19 protein-coding genes are annotated in these 25027 nt (G+C 71.7%); 9 read left to right on the top strand and 10 right to left on the bottom strand.

The window, feature by feature from the left end; translation table 11 throughout:
- Nucleotides 1-140 precede the first annotated feature (140 nt).
- From U870_RS0103855 to U870_RS0103830, 6 genes are read left to right on the top strand one after another with little or no spacing between them, the layout of a single operon-like run.
- On the top strand, nt 141-1754 hold the full coding sequence (locus U870_RS0103855; RefSeq protein WP_025156093.1) for an ABC transporter substrate-binding protein: 1614 nt from the start codon (nt 141-143) through the stop codon (nt 1752-1754).
- 3 nt (nt 1755-1757) lie between these two features.
- The gene (locus U870_RS0103850) at nt 1758-2738 is read left to right on the top strand and encodes an ABC transporter permease (protein ID WP_025156092.1); all 981 of its coding nucleotides are present in this window, start codon (nt 1758-1760) and stop codon (nt 2736-2738) included.
- Nucleotides 2735-3703, top strand: a complete 969-nt coding sequence (locus U870_RS0103845) for an ABC transporter permease (protein WP_025156091.1) — start codon at nt 2735-2737, stop codon at nt 3701-3703. Before U870_RS0103850 ends, U870_RS0103845 begins: the two co-directional genes overlap by 4 nt.
- Entirely contained in the window at nt 3700-5367 is a 1668-nt protein-coding gene (locus tag U870_RS0103840; RefSeq protein ID WP_025156090.1) for an ABC transporter ATP-binding protein, read from the top strand. Before U870_RS0103845 ends, U870_RS0103840 begins: the two co-directional genes overlap by 4 nt.
- Nucleotides 5364-6224, top strand: a complete 861-nt coding sequence (locus U870_RS0103835) for an alpha/beta fold hydrolase (protein WP_025156089.1) — start codon at nt 5364-5366, stop codon at nt 6222-6224. The genes U870_RS0103840 and U870_RS0103835 overlap by 4 nt, the downstream gene beginning before the upstream one ends.
- Nucleotides 6225-6270: 46 nt before the next feature.
- Complete coding sequence (locus U870_RS0103830) at nt 6271-7443, top strand: glycoside hydrolase family 1 protein (protein WP_025156088.1); 1173 nt, start codon at nt 6271-6273, stop codon at nt 7441-7443.
- Between the two features lie 82 nt (nt 7444-7525).
- Here the strand turns inward: U870_RS0103830 and U870_RS24240 are convergent, their stop codons facing one another.
- Nucleotides 7526-9826, bottom strand: a complete 2301-nt coding sequence (locus U870_RS24240) for a DUF5979 domain-containing protein (RefSeq protein WP_025156087.1) — start codon at nt 9824-9826, stop codon at nt 7526-7528.
- A gap of 516 nt (nt 9827-10342) precedes the next feature.
- A complete protein-coding gene (locus tag U870_RS0103820; RefSeq protein ID WP_025156086.1) occupies nt 10343-11017 on the bottom strand; it encodes a Type 1 glutamine amidotransferase-like domain-containing protein in 675 nt (224 codons plus the stop codon).
- A gap of 271 nt (nt 11018-11288) precedes the next feature.
- Here U870_RS0103820 and U870_RS0103815 point away from each other — a divergent pair, with 271 nt between their 5' ends.
- Complete coding sequence (locus tag U870_RS0103815; protein WP_025156085.1) at nt 11289-12725, top strand: MFS transporter; 1437 nt, start codon at nt 11289-11291, stop codon at nt 12723-12725.
- 94 nt (nt 12726-12819) lie between these two features.
- Here U870_RS0103815 and U870_RS0103810 read toward each other — a convergent pair whose 3' ends face one another.
- The 4 genes from U870_RS0103810 to gabT are packed head-to-tail and all read right to left on the bottom strand — an operon-like array spanning nt 12820 to nt 18069.
- Nucleotides 12820-14340: an APC family permease gene (locus U870_RS0103810; protein WP_029947143.1), complete on the bottom strand. Its 1521-nt coding sequence runs from the start codon at nt 14338-14340 to the stop codon at nt 12820-12822.
- A gap of 12 nt (nt 14341-14352) precedes the next feature.
- Entirely contained in the window at nt 14353-15222 is an 870-nt protein-coding gene (locus U870_RS0103805; RefSeq protein WP_029947142.1) for a universal stress protein, read from the bottom strand.
- 1 nt (nt 15223) lies between these two features.
- Complete coding sequence (locus tag U870_RS0103800; protein ID WP_052357528.1) at nt 15224-16711, bottom strand: NAD-dependent succinate-semialdehyde dehydrogenase; 1488 nt, start codon at nt 16709-16711, stop codon at nt 15224-15226.
- Nucleotides 16708-18069, bottom strand: a complete 1362-nt coding sequence (gabT, locus tag U870_RS0103795) for a 4-aminobutyrate--2-oxoglutarate transaminase (protein WP_025156083.1) — start codon at nt 18067-18069, stop codon at nt 16708-16710. Before gabT ends, U870_RS0103800 begins: the two co-directional genes overlap by 4 nt.
- Nucleotides 18070-18164: 95 nt before the next feature.
- Here gabT and U870_RS0103790 point away from each other — a divergent pair, with 95 nt between their 5' ends.
- The gene (locus U870_RS0103790; protein ID WP_025156082.1) at nt 18165-19637 is read left to right on the top strand and encodes a PucR family transcriptional regulator; all 1473 of its coding nucleotides are present in this window, start codon (nt 18165-18167) and stop codon (nt 19635-19637) included.
- 118 nt (nt 19638-19755) lie between these two features.
- Here U870_RS0103790 and U870_RS0103785 read toward each other — a convergent pair whose 3' ends face one another.
- Genes U870_RS0103785 through U870_RS0103775 form a run of 3 tightly spaced genes read right to left on the bottom strand, consistent with a single transcriptional unit; the run spans nt 19756 to nt 23233 of the window.
- A complete protein-coding gene (locus tag U870_RS0103785; protein WP_025156081.1) occupies nt 19756-20601 on the bottom strand; it encodes a transglutaminase family protein in 846 nt (281 codons plus the stop codon).
- Entirely contained in the window at nt 20598-21524 is a 927-nt protein-coding gene (locus tag U870_RS0103780) for an alpha-E domain-containing protein (protein WP_025156080.1), read from the bottom strand. Before U870_RS0103780 ends, U870_RS0103785 begins: the two co-directional genes overlap by 4 nt.
- Nucleotides 21518-23233, bottom strand: a complete 1716-nt coding sequence (locus U870_RS0103775) for a circularly permuted type 2 ATP-grasp protein (RefSeq protein WP_025156079.1) — start codon at nt 23231-23233, stop codon at nt 21518-21520. Before U870_RS0103775 ends, U870_RS0103780 begins: the two co-directional genes overlap by 7 nt.
- 109 nt (nt 23234-23342) lie before the next feature.
- Here U870_RS0103775 and U870_RS0103770 point away from each other — a divergent pair, with 109 nt between their 5' ends.
- Nucleotides 23343-24269 carry an aldose 1-epimerase family protein gene (locus U870_RS0103770; RefSeq protein ID WP_025156078.1) on the top strand — a complete coding sequence of 309 codons (927 nt, stop codon included), beginning with the start codon at nt 23343-23345 and terminating at the stop codon, nt 24267-24269.
- 21 nt (nt 24270-24290) lie between these two features.
- On the opposite strand, the gene U870_RS25025 is transcribed toward U870_RS0103770, so the two are convergent.
- On the bottom strand, nt 24291-24956 hold the full coding sequence (locus U870_RS25025; RefSeq protein WP_025156077.1) for a TetR/AcrR family transcriptional regulator: 666 nt from the start codon (nt 24954-24956) through the stop codon (nt 24291-24293).
- Nucleotides 24957-25027: the final 71 nt, after the last annotated feature.

Below are 25027 nucleotides of genomic sequence, written 5' to 3'. Positions count from 1 at the left end.
GCGGGTGGGAGGTGGGGGTGTGGGGTTGAAAAACAGAATGTATGCGCATACAGTCGGAGCGCAACGACCTAGAGAAGGTGGCAATGACGCACTCACGACCCCCTGGTGGGCGACGCCGACGGAGACTCGGAGCGCTCGCCGTGATCGCAGCCGCAGCCCTCGCGCTCTCCGGCTGCAGCATCAAGATCCAGAGCAAGCAGGACCCGTCCATCCCCGCGGACACCATGCTGCTGGCTGCAGACAAGGGCACTCCGATGATGGAGCGCAACTTCAACCCGTACCTGGTGAACAAGCGTGCAGCCGCCTCGTACATCTACGAGCCCCTCGTCGTCATCAACGTCCTCGACGGCACGGGCACGCCGTGGCTCGCCTCGAAGATCGACCAGCCGGACGCCCGCACGATCGACTACACGATCCGCGACGGCGTGACCTGGTCCGACGGGAAGCCGTTCAGCGTCGCCGACGTCGTCTTCACCCTGAACCTGATCAAGAAGTTCCCGACCCTCGACCTCAAGGGCGCGTGGCAGCACATCGCCTCCCTCGAGACGAAGGGCGACCACCTGATCGTCCACCTCAAGGAGGACGACGCCCCGGCGCAGGACATCATCTCGCAGACGCTGATCGTCCCGGAGCACATCTGGAAGGACCAGAAGAGCCCGGACACGTGGCGCGACCCGAACCCGGTCGGCACCGGTCCGTACACCCTGGCGAACTTCACCTCGCAGCAGTACACGATGGACAAGTACGAGGACTACTGGCAGGCCGACAAGGTCCAGGTGAAGCACCTCGTGCTCCCGGCCGCGACCAACGAGCTCGACATCGCCACCAAGGGCTTCGACTGGGCGTACGCGTTCATGAGCGACGTGCAGGGCACCTGGGTGGAGGCGAATCCGCACAACAAGTACTGGTTCCCGCCGGGCGGCATCATCGGCCTGATGCCGAACTTCACGGTGGCGCCGTTCGACAACCTCGACGTGCGCCGCGGGCTCGCGCTCGCGCTGGACCGCGACAAGATCGCCGACTCGGCCACCGAGGGCTACATGAAGCCCGCCGGGCAGACCGGACTGATCCTGCCGAACCAGGAGAAGGAGCTGGACCCGAGCATCCCCGACGGCGGCCTGATCAAGCAGGACACCGCCGGTGCCCTCGCCGCCTTCGCCGCAGCCGGATACACCCAGAAGGACGGCAAGCTCGTCGGCCCCGACGGCAAGCAGTTCTCGTTCTCCATCACCACCGCCAACGGCTACTCCGACTGGCTGCGTGCGGTGCAGGAGGTCCGCAAGGAGCTCGGCGCCCTCGGCATCGACGTGCAGATCAAGCAGCCGCAGCCGCCGGGGTACCAGCAGGCCATCCAGAACGGCGACTTCCAGGTCGCGATGGGCGGCATGGGCGGCGGCGTGATCTTCCAGGCGTTCAACGCAACCCTGTCGAGCGAGTTCGCCACCCCGATCGGCAAGGCGACCGCGAGCAACTTCGGTCGGTACACGAACCCCGAGGCCGACAAGCTCCTCGCGGAGTACAAGGTCACGGTCGACCCGGCGAAGCGGCTCGAGCTCAGCCACCAGCTGCAGCGCATCGTCTACGACGACCTCCCCGTCATCTCGATGTACTACGGCGGACTCTGGGGTCTCTACAACGACGCCAAGTTCACAGGCTGGCCCGACGCGGACGACCCGTACGCGCCGCCGCAGACCTACGACCAGACCCCGCTGCTCGTGTTCACGCATCTCAAGCTCCGGAAGGACGGTGAGTAGGCCATGACGTACGCACTCCGCAAGCTCGGCCTCTTCGTCCTCACCCTGTGGGCGGCGATCACGCTGAACTTCCTCCTGCCGCGCCTCATGCCCGGCTCCCCGACCGACGCCGCCATCGCGAAGCTCTCGCAGAACGGCCCGGTCACCCAGGCCACCCGCGACGCGATCGAGGCGCAGCTCGGCGTGCCCGGCGGCAACCTCTGGGACCAGTACGTGAGCTACCTGCACCAGGTCGTCACGTTCGACTTCGGCGTCTCGTACACCTTCTACCCGCAGAGCGTCGGCGAGCTGATCGGACAGGCGTTCCCGTACACGATCATGCTCGTCGGGATCGTGACGATCGTCGCCTTCGTCCTCGGCACCCTGACCGGCGTGCTCGCGGCCTGGAAGCGCAACACCTGGCTGGACTCGCTTCCGACCCTGACTGGCACGTTCGCCAGCACGTTCCCGTACTTCTGGACCGCGCTGCTCCTGCTGTTCTTCCTGGGCTATGTGCTGCACTGGTTCCCGACCTCGGGCGCCTACGGCCCAACGGCCTCCCCCGCCTTCAGCTGGGACTTCATGGTCGATGCGGCCTATCACGCCATCCTGCCCGCGGTGACGATCCTCATCACCTCGGTGGGCGGCTGGATCCTCGGCATGCGCAACGCCATGATCAACACGCTCGGCGACGACTACGTGACCTTCGCCCAGGCGAACGGTCTCAAGGGCCGCACGGTCGCGATGAAGTACGCGGCCCGCAACGCGATCCTGCCGAACCTCACCGGGTTCGGGCTGGCACTCGGCGGCGTGGTCGGCGGCTCCATCCTGGTGGAGCAGGTGTTCGGCTACCCCGGCATCGGCTTCCTGCTCTTCAACGCGGTGATCGGACAGGACTATCCGCTGATGCAGGCACTGTTCCTGCTCATCACGGTGAGCGTGCTCGTCGCCAACTTCCTCGTCGACATCCTGTACGGCGTACTCGACCCAAGGACCCGCCGATGACCACAACGCAGAGTTTCAAGTCCATCAGCACCGACGAGGTGGCGCGCCCGCCGCACCGGCTGGCCTTCATCGGCCGCGCCTTCGCGACCCTCTGGTCCAACTGGAAGTCGCGGCTCGGCCTGATCATCCTCGGCCTGTTCGTGCTCATCGCGATCTTCGCCCCCTGGCTCGCACCGTACGGCGCGACGCAGGACGGCTTCCCGCGCAACGCGGACGCCAGCGCCGCGCACTGGTTCGGCACCACCGCGGCCGGGGAAGATGTGCTCAGCCAGCTGATCTACGGCACCCGCGTCAGCGTCACCGTCGGCTTCATCGCCGGTGCGCTGTCCACCATCGTCGCCGTGCTGATCGGCCTCAGCTGGGGATACATCCGCGGCTTCGGAGCCGAAGTGGTCAACTTCATCGTCAACCTGTTCCTGGTCATCCCGGGCCTGCCACTGATGATCGTCATCGCCGCCTACCTGCAGAACGGCGGGCTGGCGATGATCATCGCGGTCATCGTGATCACGGGATGGGCGTGGGGCGCCCGCGTGCTGCGCAGCCAGACGCAGTCGCTGCGGTCGCGCGACTTCGTGACCGCCGCCCGGTTCTCCGGCGACAGCTCGTTCCGTGTGGTGTTCCACGAGATCCTGCCGAACATGACCTCGCTCATCGCGGGATCGTTCTTCGGAGCCGCGACGGCCGCGATCCTGGCCGAGGCGGGGCTGGAGTTCCTCGGTCTCGGCGACTCGTCGATCGTCAGCTGGGGCACCATCCTCTACTGGGCGCAGAACTCGAACGCCCTGCTCACCGGCCAGTGGATCCTGCTCTTCGCACCGGGTCTGTGCATCGCCCTGCTGGCGATGAGCCTGACCCTGATCAACTTCGGCGTGGATGCGATCAGCAACCCGCGCCTGCGCGAAGGGTCGGCCAAGGCCACCCGGACCGCACCCGCAGCCCGCACCGAGGAAGGAAGCGAGCGATGACCGCACTGCTGGAGGTCCGCGACCTCTCCGTCGTCTACGAGTCGGTCGGGCAGACCCACGTCCAGGCCGTGGACCACGTCTCCTTCGACATCGGCGCCGGCGAGTTCGTCGGCCTGGTCGGCGAGTCGGGCTCGGGCAAGTCGACGCTCGGCTTCGCGCTCACCCGGCTGCAGAAGCCGCCGGCACGCACCAACGGCGGCAGCATCCGCTTCGACGGGCACGACATCCGCGAGCTCGACGACGAGTCGCTGCGCCGCCAGCGTCAGGGCGGCTTCGCGATGGTGCTGCAGTCCGGCATGAACGCACTCAACCCGGTGCGCACCATCCGCAAGCACTTCGTCGACATCTTCAAGGCCCACGGTCACGTCAACCGCAGCCGCTGGGATGACCGGATGCGCGAACTGGTCACCAAGGTCGGCCTGCCGGAGCAGGTGCTCGCGCGCTTCCCCGGCGAGCTGTCCGGCGGCATGCGGCAGCGCGTTTCGATCGCGCTCGCGCTGTCGCTGGAGCCGCGCCTCATGGTGTTCGACGAGCCGACGACCGCCCTCGACGTGCTCGTGCAGCACGCGATCATGGACACGATCACCGAGCTGCAGGCGTCCGAGGGCTTCACCGCCGTGCTGATCAGCCACGACCTGGGCGTCGTGCTGGAGGCCACCCAGCGCGTCCTCGTCATGCACGACGGCCGCATCGTGGAAGACGCCTCCAGCCGCGACATCCTGGAGCGCCCGCAGCACGAGTACACCCAGATGCTGCTCAGCCACTACGCCGACCCGCGCGGCGAGGTCGTCGAGCTGCCGGGCCTTCCGGCGGACCGCTCGGCCCGCACCACCGCGGTCGAGCAGCGGGAGGGGCGCTCGGCGCTCTCCGCGATCACCGTCGAGGGCGTCAGCAAGGTCTATCCCGCGCCCCGCCGCGGCGAGAGCCCGGTCACCGCGGTCGACGACGTGACGTTCGTGCTCGAGCCTGGCCAGTCGCTCGCGCTCGTCGGCGCGTCCGGATCGGGCAAGTCGACCATCGCGAAGCTGCTGACCGGCGTCGAGAAACCGACATCCGGCACCGTGCGTTTCGGGGACTCCGACGTCGCGGCGCTCGGCAAGCGCGGCATCCGCCAGCTGCACAAGAACGTGCAGATGGTGTTCCAGGACCCATACGCGGCGCTCAACCCGCTGCACACGGTGGAGTACGCGCTCACCCGCCCTGTCGTCAACTACACCGGACTCCGCGGCACGGACGCGCGGCGACGCGTGCTCGAGCTGCTGGAGACGGTGGGCCTGACCCCTGTGGAACAGTTCGCGCAGAAGCTGCCGCACCAGCTCTCGGGCGGTCAGCGGCAGCGCGTCGTGATCGCCCGCGCCCTGGCGAGCGATCCGCAAGTGCTGATCGCCGACGAGCCGGTGTCGATGCTCGACGTGACGCTGCGCGCCGGCGTGCTCGCCCTGCTGGAGGAGCTGCGGGAGCGCTGGGGCGTCTCACTGCTCTACATCACACATGACCTGCTCTCCGCCCGGCTCGTGACGGACGACATCATGGTGCTGAACAGCGGGCGCGTGGTCGAGCGCGGGCGGACCGCAGAGGTGCTGCAGCATCCCACCGATCCGTACACGATCGCCCTGCTCGACGCGGTGCCGAACCCGGCGAAGACCCGGGAGGCGCTCGCGTGACCGTCGCTGCCCTGCCGCCGTTCGGCGCTCTGCCGGTGCCGCCGGGGGTCGACGTCGTCGGCCTCCCGGCGCGGATCGGCACGCTGACGGCGTTCCACGCGGCGGCGCAGGGGGAGAGCCGCGGGACAGTGCTGATCGTGCCCGGCTTCACCGGGTCGAAGGAGGATTTCCGCACCTTCCTGCCGCTGCTCGCGGGGCGCGGCTGGGACGTCTGGGCATACAGTCAGCGGGGCCAGGCGGACTCGGAGTCGCCCGCGGGACTCGATGCCTACACGCTCGACGCCTTCGCCGCCGACGCGGTCGAAGCCGCCGGACTCGTCGGCGGCGGGCGGCCGGTGCACCTGCTCGGGCACAGCTTCGGCGGGGTCGTCGCGCGGGCGGCGGTCATCGCCTCCCCCGCCGCATTCGCCTCGCTCACCCTGCTGTGCTCCGGTCCGCACGGCTGGCCAGGACGCCACCAGGAGACGACCGACACGGTCGCGGCGTCCGGCTCGATCGGGCTCTGGTACCGGGACAACCCGCACACGCGCGGGGTGCCCGACGACGCACTGGAGCCCGAGCTGGCCTTCCTGCGGCTGCGGGCGGCGCACACGTCGAGCGAGAACCTGCTCGCCGGCGCCGAGATCCTCCGCTCCGAGGAGGACACGACCGACGCACTGCGGGCGACCGGAGTCCCGGTGCTCGTGGCGCACGGCGAGCACGACGACAAATGGCCGATCGCCGACCAGCACGACATGGCCGAACGGCTGGGCGCGCGCTACGCCGTCATCCCCGGCGGCGCGCACTCGCCGCAGGTCGAAGCACCGGAGGCCACCCTCGAAGTCCTCGACGCGTTCCTCGCCTCCCCCGGTGTCTGACCCCGACAGCCCCGATCTCACCACCATCCGCACGACAAGGAGAACTGTGCTCACCTTCCCCGACGGCTTCCTCTGGGGCGCCTCCACCGCCGCCCACCAGGTCGAGGGCAACAACATCAACAGCAACTGGTGGGTGCACGAGCACACCCCCGGGACCACCATCGTCGAGCCGTCGGGCGACGCGATGGACAGCTACCACCGCTACCGCGAGGACATGAAGCTCCTCGCCGACGCCGGACTCGACAGCTACCGGTTCAGCGTGGAGTGGGCACGGATCGAGCCGGAGCGCGGCTTCGTCTCCCGCGCCGAGATCGACCACTACCGCCGGATGGTGGATGCGTGCCACGAGTTCGGGCTGAAGCCGGTCGTCACGCTCATGCACTTCACCGTGCCGCGCTGGTTCGAGCGCGACGGCTTCTGGCGCGCGCCCGACGCCGCCGACCTGTTCGCCCGGTACACCGAACTCGCGCTCCCGATCGTCTCGGACGGCGTCGAGTACGTCTGCACGATCAACGAGCCGAACATCGCCGCCATGCTCGCCGGCGGCGAGGACGCCTCGAATCTGGTGGCGTACGGCCTCCCGAACCCGGACCTCGGCGTCGCGGACGCGCTGCTCGACTCGCACCACCGCTCGCGCGAGGTGCTCTCGCAGGTCGGCGGCCTGAAGTCGGGCTGGACGATCGCCACCCAGGCCTTCCGCGCCACCGGTGAACCGGGCTCCGAGGAGAAGCTGCGCGAGTACGGCCACCCGCGCGACGACTGGTACCTCGAGAACTCGGCCGGGGACGACTTCGTGGGCGTGCAGGCGTACACCCGCACCTTCATCGGGCCGTCGGGCCCGCTGCCGGTCGAGGACGGCGTCGAGACCACGCTGACCGGCTGGGAGTTCTACCCGCCGGCGGCCGCCGAGGGTGCGCGCAGCGCGTGGGAGCTCTCCGGCGGAGTGCCGGTCATGATCACCGAGAACGGCATCGCGACCGCCGATGACGAGCGCCGCATCGCCTACACCGACGCAGCCCTCCGCGAGCTGCACGCGGTGATGGAGGACGGCGTGCGCATCGAGGGCTACCTGCACTGGAGCGCACTCGACAACTATGAATGGGCCAGCGGCTACCGCCCGACCTTCGGTCTCATCGCGGTCGACAGGGAGACCTTCGTGCGCACCCCGAAGCCGAGCCTCGGCTGGCTCGGCGGCGTCGCCCGCGCGAACGGTCTCTGACCAGACCCGGCCTCCCGCAGCGCGCACGAGAATGCGCCGGATCATCGCGATCCGGCGCATTCTCGTCGTGTGACGGCTCGCGTCAGCCGTCGACCGCCGCGCGCCGGCGTCGGAGGTCGATCGCGATCGCCAGGCCGCCGAGGGCCAGGATCGCCAGGCCGCCGGCCACCGCGGGTGCGAGCTGCGTGCCGGTGGAGGCCAGCGTGGTGGTCGCCGCCGGGATCACACGGCGGTCGTCCGCACCCGGTGCTTTCGGGTCCCGCGGCTCGGGTGCCGGACCGGGCTCCGGCCCGGGCTCCGGCCCGGGCTCCGGGTCCGGTAGCGGCTCCGGGTCCGGTTGCGGCTCCGGGACTTCGCGCTCCGGACCGCCCGGCTGCTCGGACTCGGGCTCCGGCTCGGACTCCGGCACGGGGACGACGGGTGTCTCCGGCTCCGGCACCACCGGCGTCTCCGGCTCCGGCACCACCGGCGTCTCCGGCTCCGGCACCACCGGCGTCTCCGGCTCCGGTTCCGGCACGACCGGCGTCTCCGGCTCCGGCACCACCGGCGTCTCCGGCTCCGGTTCCGGCACGACCGGCGTCTCCGGCTCCGGCACCACCGGCGTCTCCGGCTCCGGCACCACCGGCGTCTCCGGCTCCGGCACGCGTTCCGCGGTGTTCGTCAGCACGACAGGGACGTCGCCGCCGGCCGAGACTGTGAGGACGAGACGGTCGCCCTCCGGCACCCCGTTCGCCGTGAACGCCGGCGGGGCCCAGTCGACCCCGTCCACGCGCGGCGGCGTCAGCTCCCGCACGGTGACATCCGCTCCCGCGGGGACTCCCGTCACCCGCTCGGCCGTGCCATCCGCGGCGAGGAGCAGCTCGCCGCGGACCTCTTCCCCCTCCCCATCCGGGTAGAGGTATTCGACGGCGAACAGGGAATCGTCCGGCACCTGTTCGCGTGCCTCACCGATGAGCTCCTTGGCGATCGTGAACCCGCCCGTCTGCGGCTGCGCCTTCTCGGCGGTGTTCACCACCTCCACCTGGATGGTCTGGCCGCCGACGATGAGGATCTCCGCACCCGGACCGCGCGCGACCCCGTCCACCACGATCGTCACGTCGCCCCAGGTCACACCTGAGATCGGCGGCAGGTTGACCTCGCCGATGACCACCCGCGTCCCCGCCCGGTACCACGGCGAGAAGGCCGCCGCACCGTCGAGCGTCAGGCTCGCGGTGCCGTCGGAGTACCCGGCGGCGGTGTAGTGGGCGAGGAACGCGGTGCTCGGATCCACGACCTCGGCCGCGGCCCCGATCACGGACTTCGAGACCGAGAACCGGCCCACCTCGTCGCCGCCCGCGGTGCCTCCGCCGGAGCCGGAGAGGACGATCGTGCTCGTCGCGACGAGCCGGCCGATGGTGGCGTTGTTGCGGAAGGCGTCGCCGGCACGCACATCGCCCACCGGCCGCGTGATGTAGTTCACGCGGATCGCGCAGGCCCCCTCGAGTCCGGCCTTCTGCGCGAGCGCCCGGTCCACCTCGATGGTCATCGTGAGGCCGTCGGGCGAGACGGTCCAGCGGGCGAGGGACCTGTCCCCCACCACGCGCGGGTACCGCGCCGGATCGGTGTCGCAGCTCTGCTCGAGGTACGGCCGCCACTGCGGTGCGGGGTACGTCGTCGGCTCGAGGAACCGGTGGGGGGAACCGTCGCCGATCCGGTCGACGATCGTCAGCGGCGACACTCCGTCGTCCGGCCATTCGCTCGACGGCACCGACACCTGCCACCACAGCCCCTGACCGTCCGCCAAGTAGTTCGTGCCCGACTTGTGGAACCGGGTGATGACCGGCGTCGCGTTCGGTGGACCCGACGGTTCGGTTCCGGTGCCGCGCTCGGCGATCCCTCCGCCGCCCGGCAGCGGCACCGACCTCGTCACCTCCCCGTCGGCGACGACATCCACCGCGGTCGCGTCGGTGGCCTTGCTCGCCCGGACGGTGGCCCAGAGCGTGCCGTGCACATCGCTCTTGCCCTCGACCGACGCGTTCAGGGTGCACGCGAGCACGGGCGGCGCGCCGGTGACGGTGCAGTCGCCCATCGACTCGCCCGACACCGTCTCCAGCGCGAACGGCGTCACGTTGACGGTCGAGAAGACGCCGGGGAGGGCGAGCGTGAAGCGGTGACCCGCGCGCGTGCCGTCCGGCACGGACCAGGAGGCCGTGACCAGGACGGAATCGCCGACGGTCAAGGGGGTATCGGCGCCGCCCGCGGGGCTGCGCGCGATCTGGACGGAGGCCGGGTCGACGCCGCCGCGTTCGGCGGCCGCGACCGGCGAGACGACCACCACCGCAGCGGCGGCGAGAGCCAGGCCGCTTCCGGCGGCGATCAGGGAGAGCGAAAGGGGAATCTTCATCGGAGACCTCGTTCTTCGTTCCGGCGCAGCACTCTGGCGGTGCTGCAGCGCACGCCCACAAGCCGACCAGACAAATGGGGGTAGACCGTGTCCGCGCGGCGATGTCCAGTGCCCCCGCGAGGCTTTCTCAGCAGTGGCCCAGCGGTTTCTCCCGGTTGCCCGCTCCGGCTCGGTAGTCCCGGAAGTATTCCCGGCACGTTCCTTCCGCGCACGGATCGGCGCTCCCATCCCTCCCGCTGCCGCCGCGCGAAGCGCGAAGGGTGGCGGGCGGAGGGCAGCGCGCGACTGCCCCGAGCGGAAGGTGCGCGCGAACTGCGCCGCGAAGGGTGAGTAGTTGCGGGTAAGAGCCCGGAATACCCGCAACAACTCGCACCTCGCAGGCCGCGGCACGAAGGGCGGCGAGCGAAGGGCGAGTCGTTGCGTGTAAAAGCGCGGAATAACCGCAACAACTCGCACCTCGCAGGCCGCGGCGCGCGGGCGGGGCGCGCAGCCGCGGCGCGCGGGCCGCGGTGTGCGTCAGACGCGCGGGGGCGTGAGGCGTGAGGGGACGAGGTGAGTCCCGGCGTCGTCCACGAGGAGCGCCTCCTCGTCCGTCAGCAGGCGCAGCGGATGGGTGGCGCCGGACTCCGCCACGATCCGGTCGATCACGGTGCGTGGATACGACAGGCCGTCCGCATGCGGGACGACGACCACGTCGACGAGCCCTAGCGCGGCGAGGTCGGAGAGACCGGGAGCCTCGCTCGCGTCGTCCATGGGGGCGATGGGCGCGATCGTCGGACCGGCCACCACCGATCCCGCGCTCAGACCGACGTACGGCAGGCCCGCGCGCACCCGGCGGACGATGGCGGCGTCCGCTCCACGGGAGCGCAGGGCATGGAGCAGCACGAACGTGTTTCCCCCGGCGACGTACACGGCATCCACCCGGTCGAGGGCGCTCTCGATCCGAGCGAGCGGAGCCCCTCCCACGCGGACGACCTCCACGTCGTGGCCGAGGGCGGCGAGCCGGTCCCGCTCCTCGCTCGCGAACGGCGCACCGGGCTCTGGACGCGCGGCATCCGGCAGCGCGGCGTCCGGGAGGGGCAGCGCGGCATCCGGCACGTACGCGATGCGGAGCGGTCCCGACCTCCCGGTCGCCTCCTCCAGGAACGCGGGGACCGCACCGAGGCCGGAGGAGAGCAGGAGGAGGCGCACCCGACCGATGCTACCGACCGCGAGTGCGCCGTCCCGGTACGTCTGCCGCCGCTCGCCGCACCGCCGACGTACCGCAGGACCGCGCTCGGCCTGTCCGGGCCGGGGCTGGGAGGCGGGCGAGGCCGGGCGGGTGGGCGGGCAACAGTGTCAGGGGCCCGGGATAGAGTGGAGGCCTGATCGGCCACGCGGTCGATGCGGCCGCCGGGCGTCGTCCCGCCGGTCCGAGGCTCGAAACCTCCGGCATCCCTCACAAGACTCCGGAGGTTCCTCCATGTCCCGCGTCGTCCGCCAGCCGCACCCGTGGCTCGCCCTCGCCGTCCTCTCGCTCACCCAGCTCGTCGTCGTGCTCGACGGCACCATCGTGAACATCGCGCTGCCGCAAGCGCAGGTCGCACTCGGCCTCTCCGACACCGAGCGGCAGTGGGTGGTGACCGCGTACGCGCTGGCGTTCGGCGCCCTGCTGCTGCTCGGTGGCCGCATCGCCGATTACTGGGGCCGCAAGCGCACCTACCTGGTCGGGATGGTCGGGTTCGGCATCGCCTCCGCGATCGGCGGACTCGCCCAGAACGGCATCGAGCTGATCGGCGCCCGCGCCCTCCAGGGCGTCTTCGCCGCACTGCTCGCGCCGGCTGCCCTGGCCCTGCTCACGGTGACCTTCCCGAGCGGACGCGAGCGGAACACCGCCTTCGCCGTCTTCGGCACGATCGCGGGCGCCGGAGCGGCGGTCGGCCTGCTCCTCGGCGGCGTGCTCACCGAGTTCGCCGACTGGCGCTGGTGCCTGCTCGTGAACCTCTTCTTCGTGGCCGTCGGGCTCGTCGGCGGGGCCCTCGTGCTGACCGAGAGCCGCGCCGAGGGGCGCAACCGCTACGACTGGTGGGGCGTCGTCACCGTCACCCTCGGCCTCGGCGCACTGGTCTACGGCTTCAGCCTCGCCGAGAACGGCTGGGCCCGGCTGGACACCATCGGGTTCCTCACCGGAGGCGTCGTCCTTCTCGTCGCCTTCGTGCTGATCGAGCGTCGCGTCGCCCAGCCGCTCCTGCCGCTGCGGGTCGTGCTGGACCGCGTCCGCGGCGGTGCATTCCTCATCCAGGCGGTGGCGGGCAGCGTCATGATCGGCGCCACCCTCTATCTGACGCTGCACCTGCAGCTGGTGCTCGGAATGCGGCCGCTGGAGTCCGGGCTGGCCAGCCTCCCGCTCACCGTGGCGATCATGGCCGTCGCCCCCGTGGCGACGCGCCTGCTCGGCCGCATCGGCGCCCGGCCGCTGCTGATCGCCGGTCCGCTGATCGTCGCGATCGGACTGGTCTACCTGAGCCGTCTGACGGCCGACGGCTCGTACGTCGCGCAGGTGCTCCCGGCCCTGGTGGTCATGGGCGTCGGCATGGCTTGCGTGTTCGTGCCGCTGCAGAACCTGGCACTGAGCGGGGTCGCAGCGCACGACGCCGGTGCGGCCTCCGCCACCGCCAACTCGGCGATGCAGATCGGCGGCTCGATCGGGCTGTCGGTCTTCACCGCCCTCTACGCCGCGGCCCTCACGACCGACGGAGCGAAGCCGGTCGACCTGACCGCCGGGTACTCCGTGGTGTTCCTCGCCGCCGCGGTCGGGATGGTGCTGGCCGCGGGCATCGCGATCGGGCTCATCCGCGGGCCGCGCAGCCGCACGACGGCACCGGCGACCCACGACCACGCCCCGATGGGGGCGATCTGACCCGATGACCCGATGAACCGATGACGTGACGTGACGTGGCGGATGCAGCACGACCTGCACCCGCCACGTCTCGCGCGCCGGTGACGGGCCGGACTCAGGCTTCCGCGCGCGGGAGGGTCTCTCCGCGGAAGAAGGCCGGGAGCCGGCGGCGCATCACGAGCATCACCACGACGCCGGACAGCAGGATGACCATCCCCAGGATGAACACCAGCCCCACGCCGGCGACGTTCGAGCCGCTGCCGTAGGCCGGGTCCATGCTGTCGATCAGCGTGGTGACGAACAGCACGCTGAGGATGACGCCGCCGATGAGCGGGCACACCAGCGTGAAGAAGGCGTTGCGGAGCGAAGTGAACCACTTCCGACGGAAGAACCACACGCACGCGAACGCCGTGATGCCGTAGTAGAAGCAGATCATCATCCCGAGCGTCGTGATGGTGTCCCACAGCACGTCCTCGCTGATGAACCGCATGACGGCGTAGAAGACGCTGGCGACGACCGCCGACACGACGGTCGAGTAGCCGGGGGTCATGAATCGCGGGCTGACCCGGGCGAAGCGGGCGGGCAGGGCGCCGTAGTGCCCCATCGCCAGAAGCGTGCGCGCCGGGGAGACCGCGGTCGACTGCAGGGAGGCCGCAGAGCTGGAGAGCACCGCGATCGACATGAGGATGGCGAGCGGGCCGAGCACCGGGCCCGCGAGAGCGAAGAAGACGTTCTCCTGGATGTCGGGGTTGCCCAGCCCGATGCCGCCCTCCCCCGTGCCGGCGAAGGAGATCGCGGCCATCGAGACGAACAGGTAGGCCACCACGATGATGACGACCGTGAGCGTCGCGGCGCGTCCGGGCGTCGACCGCGAGCCCTTGGTCTCCTCCGACATCGTGAGGGTCACATCCCAGCCCCAGAAGATGAAGATGGAGAGGGAGAGTCCGGCGGCGAAGGCCGAGAACGACGGGACGCCGAACGGGTTGAACCACTCGAGGCTCGGCGGGGTGGCGTCGAAGGCCGTGCCGTTCGCCACGTGGACGAAGGCGACCACGCCGAAGAGCACCAGCACGAGCAGCTGGAACCCCACCAGCACGTACTGCACCTTCTGCGTGGTCTGCATGTCGCGGTACGAGATCAGGGTCGCGACGGCCATGAAGGCCAGGCAGGTCGCGACGTTGATGAACGGGTTCTTCGAGAGGTCGGCGATCGCCGGGTTGTGGAACACCTGCGACAGCAGCAGGTAGAGGAAGTCGACGGCGATGCCCGCCAGGTTCGAGAGCACCACCACCGTCGCGGCGATGAGGCCCCAGCCTCCCATCCAGCCGAGATACGGGCCGAATGCGCGGGTCGCCCAGGTGAACGAGGTTCCGGAGTCCGGCATCGCGTTGTTGAGCTCGCGGTAGCCGAACGCGACCAGCAGCATCGGCAGGAAGCCGACCAGGAAGATCGCGGGCAGATGGACGCCCACCTCGGACACGGTGGGACCGAGCGCACCGGTCAGCGTGTACGCGGGCGCGATGCAGGAGATGCCGATGACGACGGCGCCGATCAGGCCGACGGAGCCGGCGCTCAGACCCTTCGCGGTGCGGGTCGAGCCGGTCTCGGTGGATTCCGCGGCGCTGCGGGTGCTCATTCGGTGGTACTCCTAGTGGCCCGCGCGGGGCACGACGATCATCGGGACGGGCAGTTCGCGCAGCATGGTGGCCGCGGTGGTGCCGAGGAACAGCCGGCTCTGCTGCGCGAGGCGGCTGGAGCCGACGACGACGACCTCGCCGGGTCGCCACTCGAGGGAGGCGACGGCGTGCGAGATGCTATCGCCGGGAGAGACGGAGGCCGTGGCCTCGACGCCCTCGGGGAGCTCGGCGCGGGCCTCCTCGAGAACGGTCGCGGCGTGGTGCTCGCCCACGCGGGCCTTCGCCGCGTCCACACCGGGGAGGTCGAGGGCGAGCAGCGACACGAGGCGGAGCGGTGCCCGGCCGGCGGCGGAGAGGCGCGCGCTCGTGGCGAGCACGGCGTCCGCGCCCTCTCGGGTGCCGACCATGCCGGTGACGCGCTGGAGCGGGGCCGCGGTCTCGCGCGACCCCTGCGGGGCCAGCATGACCGGGATCGGCGAGGCGTGCAGCAGGGATCCCGCCACCGAGCCGACCGTGAAGCGACCGAGCAGGCCGTCCCGCGCTGCACCCACGACGATGAGCGCGGCACGGCCTGCCTCGGCGGCTGTGAGGAGCCCGCCCGCGAGGGAGTCGCCGTAGACGACCCGCTCGCGGGAGGGCACCGATTCGGGGATGCGGGTGCGGGCATCCGCCAGCCAGCCCTCCGCGGTGTCGCGCAGGAGGGCGTCGTAGCCGGGATCGTTCGGAACGATCGACGGCCGCGAGTTCATGGGCAGGACCACCACGACGTCCAGCCGCGCACCGATCGAGCCCGCAAGGGCCGCCGCCGCGGCGAGGGCGTCCTCGCCGGCCGGCGTCGCCGTGTAGCCGACGAGGATGCGCGGTGGAGTCGTGGCGGTCATGTCAGCTCGCCGGGATGAGCGTGTACTTGGTGCTCAGGTACTCGTGGATGCCCTCGAGACCGCCCTCGCGGCCGAGGCCCGACTGCTTCACACCGCCGAACGGCGCGGCGGCGTTGGAGACAAGGCCGGTGTTGAGGCCCATCATTCCGGTGTCGACGCTGTCGATCAGGCGCTGGCCGCGGGCGAGGTCCTGCGTGAACACGTAGCCGACAAGTCCGTACTCGGTCTCGTTGGCCCGCGCCACGGCCTCCTCCTCGGTGGAGAAGGTCGTGATGGCCAGGATCGGGCCGAAGATCTCCTCGCGGAGGATCTCGCTGCCGGGCTGGATGTCGGTGATGACGGTGGGCTCGAAGAAGAAGCCGTCGCCCTCGGGGGCGGTGCCTCCGGTGCGCACGCGGGCGCCGCGCGAGACGGCGTCCTCCACCAGGGCGGTCATCGAGGCGACCGCGCGGTCGTCGATGAGCGGGCCGAGGGTGACGCCCTCCTCGGTGCCGCGGCCGACGCGCAGGGCGGTCACGCGCTCGGTGACGCGGGCCGCGAACTCCTCGGCGATCGACTCGTGCACGATGAAGCGGTTCGCCGCGGTGCAGGCCTGGCCCATGTTGCGGAACTTCGCCAGCATGGCGCCCTCGACCGCCTTGCCGAGGTCGGCGTCCTCGAAGACGACGAACGGGGCGTTGCCGCCGAGCTCCATCGAGGTGCGCAGCACGTTCTGCCCGGCCTGGGCGAGCAGCGCGCGGCCGACCGGGGTCGAGCCGGTGAACGAGAGCTTGCGCAGGCGCGGGTCGGCGATGATCGGGGCCGAGACGGCGCCCGAGGTCGACGTCGGGATGACGTTGACGACACCGGCCGGCACGCCGGCGTCGGCGAGCAGCTGGGCGAAGAACAGCGTGGTGAGCGGGGTGAGCTCGGCGGGCTTCACGACGACGGTGCAGCCGGCGGCCAGGGCCGGGGCGATCTTGCGCGTCGCCATCGCCAGCGGGAAGTTCCACGGCGTGATGAAGAAGCTCGGGCCGACCGGACGCTGCGAGACCACCATGGTGCCGGTGCCCTCGGGGTTCGAGCCGTAGCGGCCGGCGATGCGCACGGCCTCCTCGGAGAACCAGCGCAGGAACTCGCCGCCGTAGGTGACCTCACCGTTGGCCTCGGCCAGCGGCTTGCCCATCTCGAGCGTCATCAGCAGTGCGAAGTCGTCGCGACGCTCCTGCAGCAGGTCGAAGGCACGGCGCAGGATCTCGGCGCGGGTGCGGGGCGGGGTCGCCGCCCACGCCTCCGCCGCCTCGTCGGCCGCGGCCAGAGCACGGAGGCCGTCCTCCGGGGTCGCGTTGGCGATGCGCTTGATGACGCGGCCGGTCGCCGGGTCCTGGACCTGAATCGGGTCGCGGGAGCCGGCCTCCCAGCGGCCCGCGATGAACAGGCCGTCGGGGATGCGGGCGAGCAGCTCGCTCTCGCGTGCTGTCAGGTCGGGGGCGGTGTCGACAGCGCTCATGCGTTGGCCACCGCCTCCGCGACGACGTCCAGCCCCTCGATGAGGAGGTGGTCGGGGATGCTCAGCGGCGGCAGGAAGCGGATGACGTTGCCGTACGTGCCGCAGTTGAGCAGCACCACGCCGGCAGCGTGGGCGGCCGCAGCGACCTTCGAGGTCAGCGCGGCGTCCGGCTCCCCGGTCTCGGGGTCGACCAGCTCGATGGCGACCATCGCGCCGCGGCCGCGCACCTCGGCGACGCGCGGGTCGGCGTCGCGCAGGGCGCCGAGCTTCTCGAAGAGGATGTCGCCGATCTGGCGGGCGCGCTCGACCAGGCCGTCCTGCTCGTAGGTCTCGATCGCGGCGAGGGCGGCGACGCAGGCGAGCGGGTTGCCGCCGTAGGTGCCGCCGAGGCCGCCGACGTGCGGCGCGTCCATGATCTCGGCGCGTCCAGTGACGGCCGACAGGGGCAGGCCGCCGGCGATGCCCTTGGCGGTGACGATGAGGTCGGGCACGAGGCCGAACTGCTCGGAGGCGAACATGGTGCCGGTGCGGGCGAAGCCGGTCTGCACCTCGTCCGCGATGAAGACGACGCCGTTGGCGCTCGCCCACTCCTGCAGGGCCGGGAGGAAGCCGTCGGCCGGGACGATGAAGCCGCCCTCGCCCTGGATCGGCTCGATGATGATCGCGGCGAGGTTGCTCGCGCCGATCTGCTTCTCGATCATCGTGATGGCGCGCTTCGCGGCCTCGGCGCCGGAGAGGCCGCCGTCGCGCAGCGGGTAACTCAGCGGGGCGCGGTAGATCTCGGGGGCGAACGGGCCGAAGCCGTTCTTGTACGGCTGGTTCTTCGCCGTCAGGCCCATCGTGAGGTTCGTGCGGCCGTGGTAGGCGTGGTCGAACGCGACGACGGCCTGCTTGCCGGTGTAGTGGCGGGCGATCTTGACCGCGTTCTCCACCGCCTCGGCGCCGGAGTTGAAGAGGGCGCTGCGCTTGTCGTGGTCGCCGGGGGTGAGGCGGTTGAGCGCCTCGGCGACGTCGACGTAGGAGTCGTACGGGGCGACGGTGAAGCAGGTGTGCGTGAACGCGGCGACCTGGGTCGTGACGGCCTCGACCACGCGCGGGGCCGAGTTGCCGACGCCCGTGACGGCGATGCCCGAGCCGAGGTCGATGAGGGAGTTGCCGTCGACGTCGACGATGACCCCCCCACCCGCGGCGACGGTGTAGACAGGGATGGTGGCACCGACACCGGCGGCCACGGCGCGGGCCTTGCGCTCGGAGCGCTTGCGCGACTCCGGTCCGGGGATCGGGGTGACGAGCCGGCGCTCCTGCGGGAGCGACGGTCCGCCGACGGGTGTCGTGATGGCGGTGTCGGTGATGGTCATGGCGGCATCGTAGGGAGAGCTGCGCCACGCTGTCCTGGACAACGCGTACAATTCGTGAAGTCGGATTCGACACCCTGTCAGATCGGAAGGCGCCGATGCCCGCGACCCTCGCCCAGCTCCTCGCACGACCCGAGCTGGACCTCACCCTGCTCACCCCGCCCGGGCTCGGCGACCCCGAGACGCCGGTGACCTGGGCGCACAGCTCCGACCTGCCCGATCCCACGCCGTTCCTCGCGCCCGGCCAGGTGCTGCTCATCACCGGGACGCCCGACGACGTCGACCCGTACGTCGCCCGGCTCGCCGCGCACGGGGTCGCCGGGCTCGGCTTCGGCACCGAGGTGGTGCGCGCCGGGACGCCGGAGGCCCTCGTCGAGGCGTGCGCGCGGCACGGGCTCCCCCTCTTCGAGGTGCCGTACCGCACGCCGTTCATCGCGATCGCCCGGTTCGTCGCCGACCGCGTCGCCGCCGACGCCTACGCGCGCAGCACCTGGGCGCTGCGCGCCTCCCGCGCCATCTCGCTCGCCGCGCTCCGCCCGGACCCGCTCGCCGCCGTGCTCACGGAGCTGGCACGCCAGATCGAGCGGCCGGTCGCCCTGATCGGCGCGGACGGAGCGCTGGATCGCGTCTCGCCCTCCGGCGCCCTGACCGCGGCCTCCCGCGACGCGCTGATCGCCGCCGCCGACCCGCTGCTGCGCAGTCGCCGCCGGGCCGCCGGCTCGGTCGCCACCGACGCGGGCGCGTTCGCCCTGCAGACGCTCGGCGCCGCCGGCCGACTGCGCGGGGTGCTCGCGATCGGCTCCGAGGGACTGGACCCCTCCGCCCAGCAGGTGGTCACCGGCGTCGTCGCCCTGGCCGGGCTCGCCCTCGAGCAGAGCCGGGCGACGGATGCGGCCCGCGCCCGCCTGCGCACCGCCGTCTGGCGGGCCCTGATCTCGGGAGAGCGCGCGCTCGCCGAGTCCATCGCCGAGCCGGTGCTCGGGCCGCTCCCAGAGGCTCCCGTGCGCGTCACCGTGCTCGGCGGGACGGCCCTCACGGCGGCGGCGGACTGGCTGGAGTCGCACGTGGACGGCTTCTTCGCCCGCGACGGACAGGAGCTCGTGCTCGTCGAGTCGGAGGCCGACACCGGCCCCGCCACCGCGATCGCCGCGACCACGGCGGCCCGCTTCGACCTGCGCGGCGGCACCTCCGCCCCGACCGCCCTCGCCGACCTCCCGACCGCTCGGGCGCAGGCCGAGGTGGCGCGGCAGCGGGCGACACCCAAAGCACCGGTCCCGTCGTTCGACGACGTCGCGGCGGCGGGGATGCTCGCCCTACTGCAGACGCCCGACGCGCGCGCCGTCGCCCAGACCGCCCTCGCCCCGCTCACCGCCGCCGATCCGGGGCTGACCGACCTGCTGCGCACCTGGCTCGACAGCGACGGCGTCTACGACATCGCCGCCCGCCGCCTCGGCATCCACCGCCACACCCTGCGAGCCCGCGTCGCCGAGGCCGAGCGTCTGCTCGGACGCGACCTCAGCGGCTTCGCCGCCCGCGCCGACCTCTACGCCGCGCTGCGCGCCACCGCGTAGCGGCGCGGCTGCGCCGCCTGCGCGGCCCACGCGTCCGCCGAAGTTCACGTGGTTGCGCTCATTCCGCCCGAATGAGCACAACGACGTGAACTTCGAGGGGGTGGAGGAGGCAGCCGGGTCACGCCTCCCGGGTGATCGACACCGACACGAACAGCTCCGAGCCGCTGCTGCCGGCGAAGACGCCGCGCAGCGGGGTGACGTCGGTGTAGTCGCGGCCGTGGCCGACGCGCACGTGGCGGTCGCCGATGTCGATGCCGTTCGTCGGGTCGAAGCCGTGCCAGCCGCCGCAGAACCATTCGACCCACGCGTGCGACTCACCCGTGACGGTCTCCCCGATCGCCGCCTCCGCCTTCGGGTGCAGATAGCCCGACACGTAGCGCGCCGGGATGCCCGCCGACCGGAGCGCGCCGATGGCGACGTGCGCGATGTCCTGGCAGACACCGCTCCGCGAGTCCCACGCCTCTGCAGCGGTCGTGCGCACGCCGGTCACACCGGGGACGTACTCCATCCCCTCGCCGACGGCGGCGACGATGGCGCGGGCCGCCGCGCACGGGTCGGCCGCCGAGGCCGCCACCTCTGCGGCACGCACGGCGAGGGACTCCGGAGGCGTGGTCAGCCGGGTCTGCCTGAGCTGCTGCACACACTCCCCCGACCGCTGCACCGCCTCCGCCAGTTCCGCCCAGCCGAGCCCGGCCGCGGGGTGCGGCGCCTCCAGCACCTCCACCAGGCTGCTCGCGGTGATCGTGAGCTCGCGGTGCGGGTCGAGCACGTCGAACGCCAGCACGCGGGTGCCCCAGTAGTCGGTGTACTGGTGGTGCGACGACACCGGCTGCACGTCGAGGGAGGCGTGCAGCACCAGCTGCCGCTCCCCCGAGAGCGGCAGCATGCGCGCCTCGTTGTACGACGCGGTCACCTCGCCGTCGTAGCGGTAGCCGGTCGAGTGCGTGACCCGGAGGCGCTTCATACCTTCTCTCCGATCCAGCTGGGCGCCGCGTGCTCCGGGAAGTAGCGCTGGGTGACGGCGGCGGTCGCCGCACTGGTCGCGTCCTGGATCGCGGACATGTACGAGGGCAGGTCGTCGAGCACGTCGGCGACCGACCGGAACTCCAGCTCGCTCTGCACCTGCCCGAGCAGCCGCACCGCCCGGTCGGAGACCCCGGCGCGCTCGGTGCGCGGCTCGATGTCGCGCAGGCTGTCCACCCCACGGGTGACCGAGTACAGGATCGAGCGCGGGAAGAGGCGGTCGTGCAGCAGGAACTCGGCCGCGTTGCGCGCCGACGGGACACCGCGGTACGTCCGCAGGTACGCCTCGTAGGCGCCGCACGAGCGCAGGATGGTCGTCCAGCTGGGGCCGCTGGCCTCGGTGAGCGACCGGGTGGCGAGCAGCCGCGCGGTCATGTCCGCCCGCTCCAGGCTGCGGCCCAGGGTGAAGAAGTGCCACGCCTCGTCGCGGCTGGCCCCCGACTCCATGATCCCCACGGCGAGCGCCGTGCGATCGCGGACCCAGGTGAAGAACTCGTGCACCTTGTCGCTGGTGACCCGCCGCGGCATGCGCGCCGCCGTCGTGTTGAGGCACTCCCACAGCTCGGTCGAGACGATCTCCCGGGCGCGGCGGGCGTTCTCGCGGGCGGCGGCGAGCGAGTAGACGATGGAGGCGGGGGCACCGCGGTCGACGGCGAGGATGCGCAGCACGTCCTCCCGCACCAGCACACCCTCCGGGGCGCTGCTGCCCATCACCCCGAGCAGCGAGCGGCAGGCGGTGTCCTCGTCGATCCACGGGTCCTCGAGGAGCAGTTGCAGGTGCACATCGAGGATGCGGGCGGTGCCGTCGCTGCGCTCGATGTAGCGGCCGATCCAGAACAGCGACGAGGCGATGCGGCTCAGCATGCGGGGGCCTCCTGCCGGTCGGCGCGCGTCTGCTGCTGCTGTTGCTGCTGGTCGGCGCGCGGGGCGTCCTCCTCGGAGTGATCGGGTGCTCGGCGATCCGGGGCATGCTGGTCCGGGGCGTGCGCGGCGGGGAGGGTGGCCTGCGCTGCGGCCTGATCGGCGACGAGCCCGGCGATCGCGCGCGGCTCGGCGACAACGCGCGGCTCGTGGCCGCCCTCCGCCTCGACCGCCGCGCCGGCCGTCCCGACGACCCAGGTGTCCTTCGACCCGCCGCCTTGACTGCTGTTGACGACGAGCTGCCCCTCGGCGAGCGCCACCCGGGTGAGCCCGCCCGGCAGCACCCAGACGTCCCGTCCGTCGTTCACCGCGAAGGGCCGCAGGTCGACGTGACGGGGGCGCATGCCGTCCTCCACGAGCGTCGGGATGGTCGACAGCTGCACCACGGGCTGCGCGATCCAGCCGCGCGGGTCGGCCAGGAGGCGTGCGCGCAGGTCGGCGAGTTCGCGGCGGGAGGCGTCGGGCCCGATCACGAGGCCCTTGCCGCCCGAGCCGTCGACGGGCTTCACCACGAGCTCGTCGAGGCGGTCGAGCACCTCGGCGAGCGCCTCCGGCTCCTCCAGCCGCCACGTGTCCACGTTCGGGAGGATGGGCTCCTCGGCCAGGTAGTAGCGGATCAGCTCGGGCACGTACGTGTAGACCAGCTTGTCGTCGGCGACGCCGTTGCCGACCGCGTTCGCGATGGTCACGTTGCCCAGCCGCGCGGCGAGCATCAGGCCGGGCGTGCCCAGCACCGAGTCGACGCGGAACTGCAGGGGGTCGATGAAGTCGTCGTCGATCCGCCGGTAGATCACGTCGACCCGCTGCGGCCCGCTCGTGGTGCGCATCCACACCCGGCCGGCCGAGCAGTACAGGTCGCGCCCCTCGACCAGCTCGACGCCCATCAGACGGGCGAGGAGCGTGTGCTCGAAGTAGGCGGAGTTGTGCACGCCCGGTGTCAGGACGACGACGTTGGGGTTCTCCATCCCGCCCGGCGCGCTCGCCTTCAGCGCCTGCAGCAGACGGTAGGGGTAGTCGCCGACCGGCCGCACCCGCATGGAGGTGAACAGCTCGGGCAGCGTCTGCGCCATCACCCGCCGGTTCGAGATGACGTAGCTGACGCCGCTCGGCACGCGCACGTTGTCCTCGAGCACCCGCCAGTCGCCGCGCTCGTCGCGGATGAGGTCGATCCCGGAAACCTGGATGCGCACGCCATTGGCGCTCTCCACCCCCGCCGCCGCCCGGTGGAAGTGCGCGGACGACGTGATGAGCCCGGCCGGGATGACGCCGTCGCGCACCGCGTTCTGGGCTCCGTACACGTCGCTCAGGAACGCCTCCAGTGCGCGGACCCGCTGGCCCACACCGGCCTCGATGTGCGCCCACTCGGGCTGCTCGATCACCCGCGGGACCGCGTCGAGCGGGAACGGCCGCTCCTCGCCGGCGAAGTCGAACGTGACCCCCTGCGCCAGATACGAGCTGGCGAGCGCGTCCGTGCGCCCTCGCAGCTCCTCCTGGGTGAGGGCCGCCAGCGCGGCGAACAGTTCGCGGTAGGCCGGCCGGGTCGCGGAGCCGTGCGCGGTGCGGGCGTCGCCGAACATCTCGTCGAACGGCGCAGCGCGTCCGCGCCGGCGCCGCGCCGCCTGCGCGCCGTACTCGCCGAACAGATCTCCCATGCGCCGACGCTAGCGGGCGGGCGTTACCCCGAGATTTCCGCACGTTTCCGGGATGTTGCCCCGCCGTCCGGTTTTGTGTCCGGTCACCCGGCACCGCCACAATGGGCGGATGACCACTCCGATCTCCGGCACCCACTTCGGCTTGAGCGCCGGGGACTACCACGCCACCATCGCCTCCGTCGGCGCCTCGCTGCGCACCCTGGAGCACAAGGGCCGCGCCCTGGTGGTCCCGTACGCCGCCGACGAGGTGCGCCCCGCCTTCCGCGGCGCCACCCTCGCCCCGTGGCCGAACCGGGTGGTCGACGGCCGGTACACCTTCGCCGGGGTCGAGCAGCAGCTCGCCCTCACCGAGCCGGGGCGCGGTCACGCGCTGCACGGCCTCGCCGCCTGGCTCGACTTCGTCGCCGTCGACCGCTCCGGCAGCAGCGTCACCTTCTCCGCCACGATCGAGGCGCAGGCCGGCTACCCGCACCGCGTGGAGATCTCGGTCGCGTTCAGCCTCGACGAGGGCGGCCTGCACACGGCCGTCACCGCCACCAACACCGGGCCGACCGCCGCACCCTGGGGCACCGCACCCCACCCGTACCTCGTCGCCGGCGACGGCCGGGTGGACGACTGGACGCTCAGCCTCCCCGCCGAGGAGGTCCTGCTGGTGGACGACGTGCGCCTCATCCCGTCGGAGCTGGCCCCCGTCGCTACAGCAGAGGGTGGCGCCTTCGACTTCCGCACCCCGCGCCGCATCGGCGACACGTTCATCGACCACGCGTTCACCGGCCTGAGCCGCGGCGCCGACGGCATCGCGACCGTCGCCCTGCGCGCCGCCGACGGCTCGGGGGTCGAGATGGTGTGGGACGAGGCCTGCCCGTGGGTGCAGATCCACACCGCCGACCAGCCCGACCCGGCCCTCGACCGCATCGGCCTCGCCGTCGAGCCGATGACCTGCCCGCCGGACGCCTTCAACTCCGGCACCGACCTCGTCGTGCTGCAGCCGGGCGGGTCCGCGACCGCGTCGTGGAGCATCCGCGCGCTGGAGTAGAAACGCACCCGCAGCGCCGGATCAGCTCCCTCGCTGCTCGCCGCCCTCGGCCAGCAGGATCTCGAAGATCTGGCCGAGCGGGCCCTCCAGCTCGGCCATCCCGGCGGAGGCGACCGGTTCGACGGCGGCGGAGGTGCGCAGCATCACTACGCCCAGCATCGTCGCGATCGCGAGCTGGGCGCGCAGGAGGACGGGTGCGCTGGCCGGATCGTCGGGCCGCCACCCCGCCTTCGCCGCCAGGCCCTCGGTGAAGTGCTCGAGGGTCTTCCGCCGGATCCGGTCGGCGTTCTCGTCCCCGGAGGAGCGCAGCAGCAGGAGCAGCTGCAGCGGGTCGTCGCCGTCGGGGGTGTTGACGACGTGCGCGATGAGGCGCGCGATGTCGACCCCCGGTGCCGGCGTCGGGGTGGCCGCATCCAGTTCGCTCGACGTCCGTCGCATGCACGCCTCGAACAGCCCCTCCTTCGACTCGAAGTAGCGGTTGATCAATGCGACGTTCACCCCGGCGTCCGCCGCGATCTGGCGTACCGTCGTCGCCCGGTAGCCGTCGGTGGCGAACCGGCGACGCGCCGCCCGCACCAGTGCGCTCCGCGTCGCGGTCGCGTCGCGGGACGGGCGGGGCTGTCCGTCGAGCTCCTCCGGGATCTCGTCGGCGACGGTGCCGGGAACGGCCGGTGCGTGGTCCATCATGTCTCTTCCTCCACGGCCAACCTATCCCGTTCCAGTCGATGTATACAGATGTTGACATAGCGATATACACC

Source organism: Leifsonia aquatica H1aii (assembly GCF_000633535.1).
GTDB classification, from domain to species: Bacteria; Actinomycetota; Actinomycetes; order Actinomycetales; family Microbacteriaceae; genus Leifsonia; species Leifsonia aquatica_A.
The sequence above is the reverse complement of the archived record's forward strand: the minus strand, read 5'-3'. Positions and strand labels throughout refer to the sequence as shown.

Excerpts from the sequence above, each read along its gene's own strand:
- U870_RS0103850 (WP_025156092.1), top strand. The coding sequence starts at position 1,758 with ATGACGTACGCACTCCGCAAGCTCGGCCTCTTCGTCCTCACCCTGTGG.
- U870_RS0103845 (WP_025156091.1), top strand. The coding sequence starts at position 2,735 with ATGACCACAACGCAGAGTTTCAAGTCCATCAGCACCGACGAGGTGGCG.
- U870_RS0103840 (WP_025156090.1), top strand. The coding sequence starts at position 3,700 with ATGACCGCACTGCTGGAGGTCCGCGACCTCTCCGTCGTCTACGAGTCG.
- U870_RS24240 (WP_025156087.1), bottom strand. The coding sequence starts at position 9,826 with ATGAAGATTCCCCTTTCGCTCTCCCTGATCGCCGCCGGAAGCGGCCTG.
- U870_RS0103815 (WP_025156085.1), top strand. The coding sequence starts at position 11,289 with ATGTCCCGCGTCGTCCGCCAGCCGCACCCGTGGCTCGCCCTCGCCGTC.
- U870_RS0103810 (WP_029947143.1), bottom strand. The coding sequence starts at position 14,340 with ATGAGCACCCGCAGCGCCGCGGAATCCACCGAGACCGGCTCGACCCGC.
- U870_RS0103805 (WP_029947142.1), bottom strand. The coding sequence starts at position 15,222 with ATGACCGCCACGACTCCACCGCGCATCCTCGTCGGCTACACGGCGACG.
- U870_RS0103800 (WP_052357528.1), bottom strand. The coding sequence starts at position 16,711 with ATGAGCGCTGTCGACACCGCCCCCGACCTGACAGCACGCGAGAGCGAG.
- gabT (WP_025156083.1), bottom strand. The coding sequence starts at position 18,069 with ATGACCATCACCGACACCGCCATCACGACACCCGTCGGCGGACCGTCG.
- U870_RS0103790 (WP_025156082.1), top strand. The coding sequence starts at position 18,165 with ATGCCCGCGACCCTCGCCCAGCTCCTCGCACGACCCGAGCTGGACCTC.
- U870_RS0103785 (WP_025156081.1), bottom strand. The coding sequence starts at position 20,601 with ATGAAGCGCCTCCGGGTCACGCACTCGACCGGCTACCGCTACGACGGC.
- U870_RS0103780 (WP_025156080.1), bottom strand. The coding sequence starts at position 21,524 with ATGCTGAGCCGCATCGCCTCGTCGCTGTTCTGGATCGGCCGCTACATC.
- U870_RS0103775 (WP_025156079.1), bottom strand. The coding sequence starts at position 23,233 with ATGGGAGATCTGTTCGGCGAGTACGGCGCGCAGGCGGCGCGGCGCCGG.
- U870_RS0103770 (WP_025156078.1), top strand. The coding sequence starts at position 23,343 with ATGACCACTCCGATCTCCGGCACCCACTTCGGCTTGAGCGCCGGGGAC.
- U870_RS25025 (WP_025156077.1), bottom strand. The coding sequence starts at position 24,956 with ATGATGGACCACGCACCGGCCGTTCCCGGCACCGTCGCCGACGAGATC.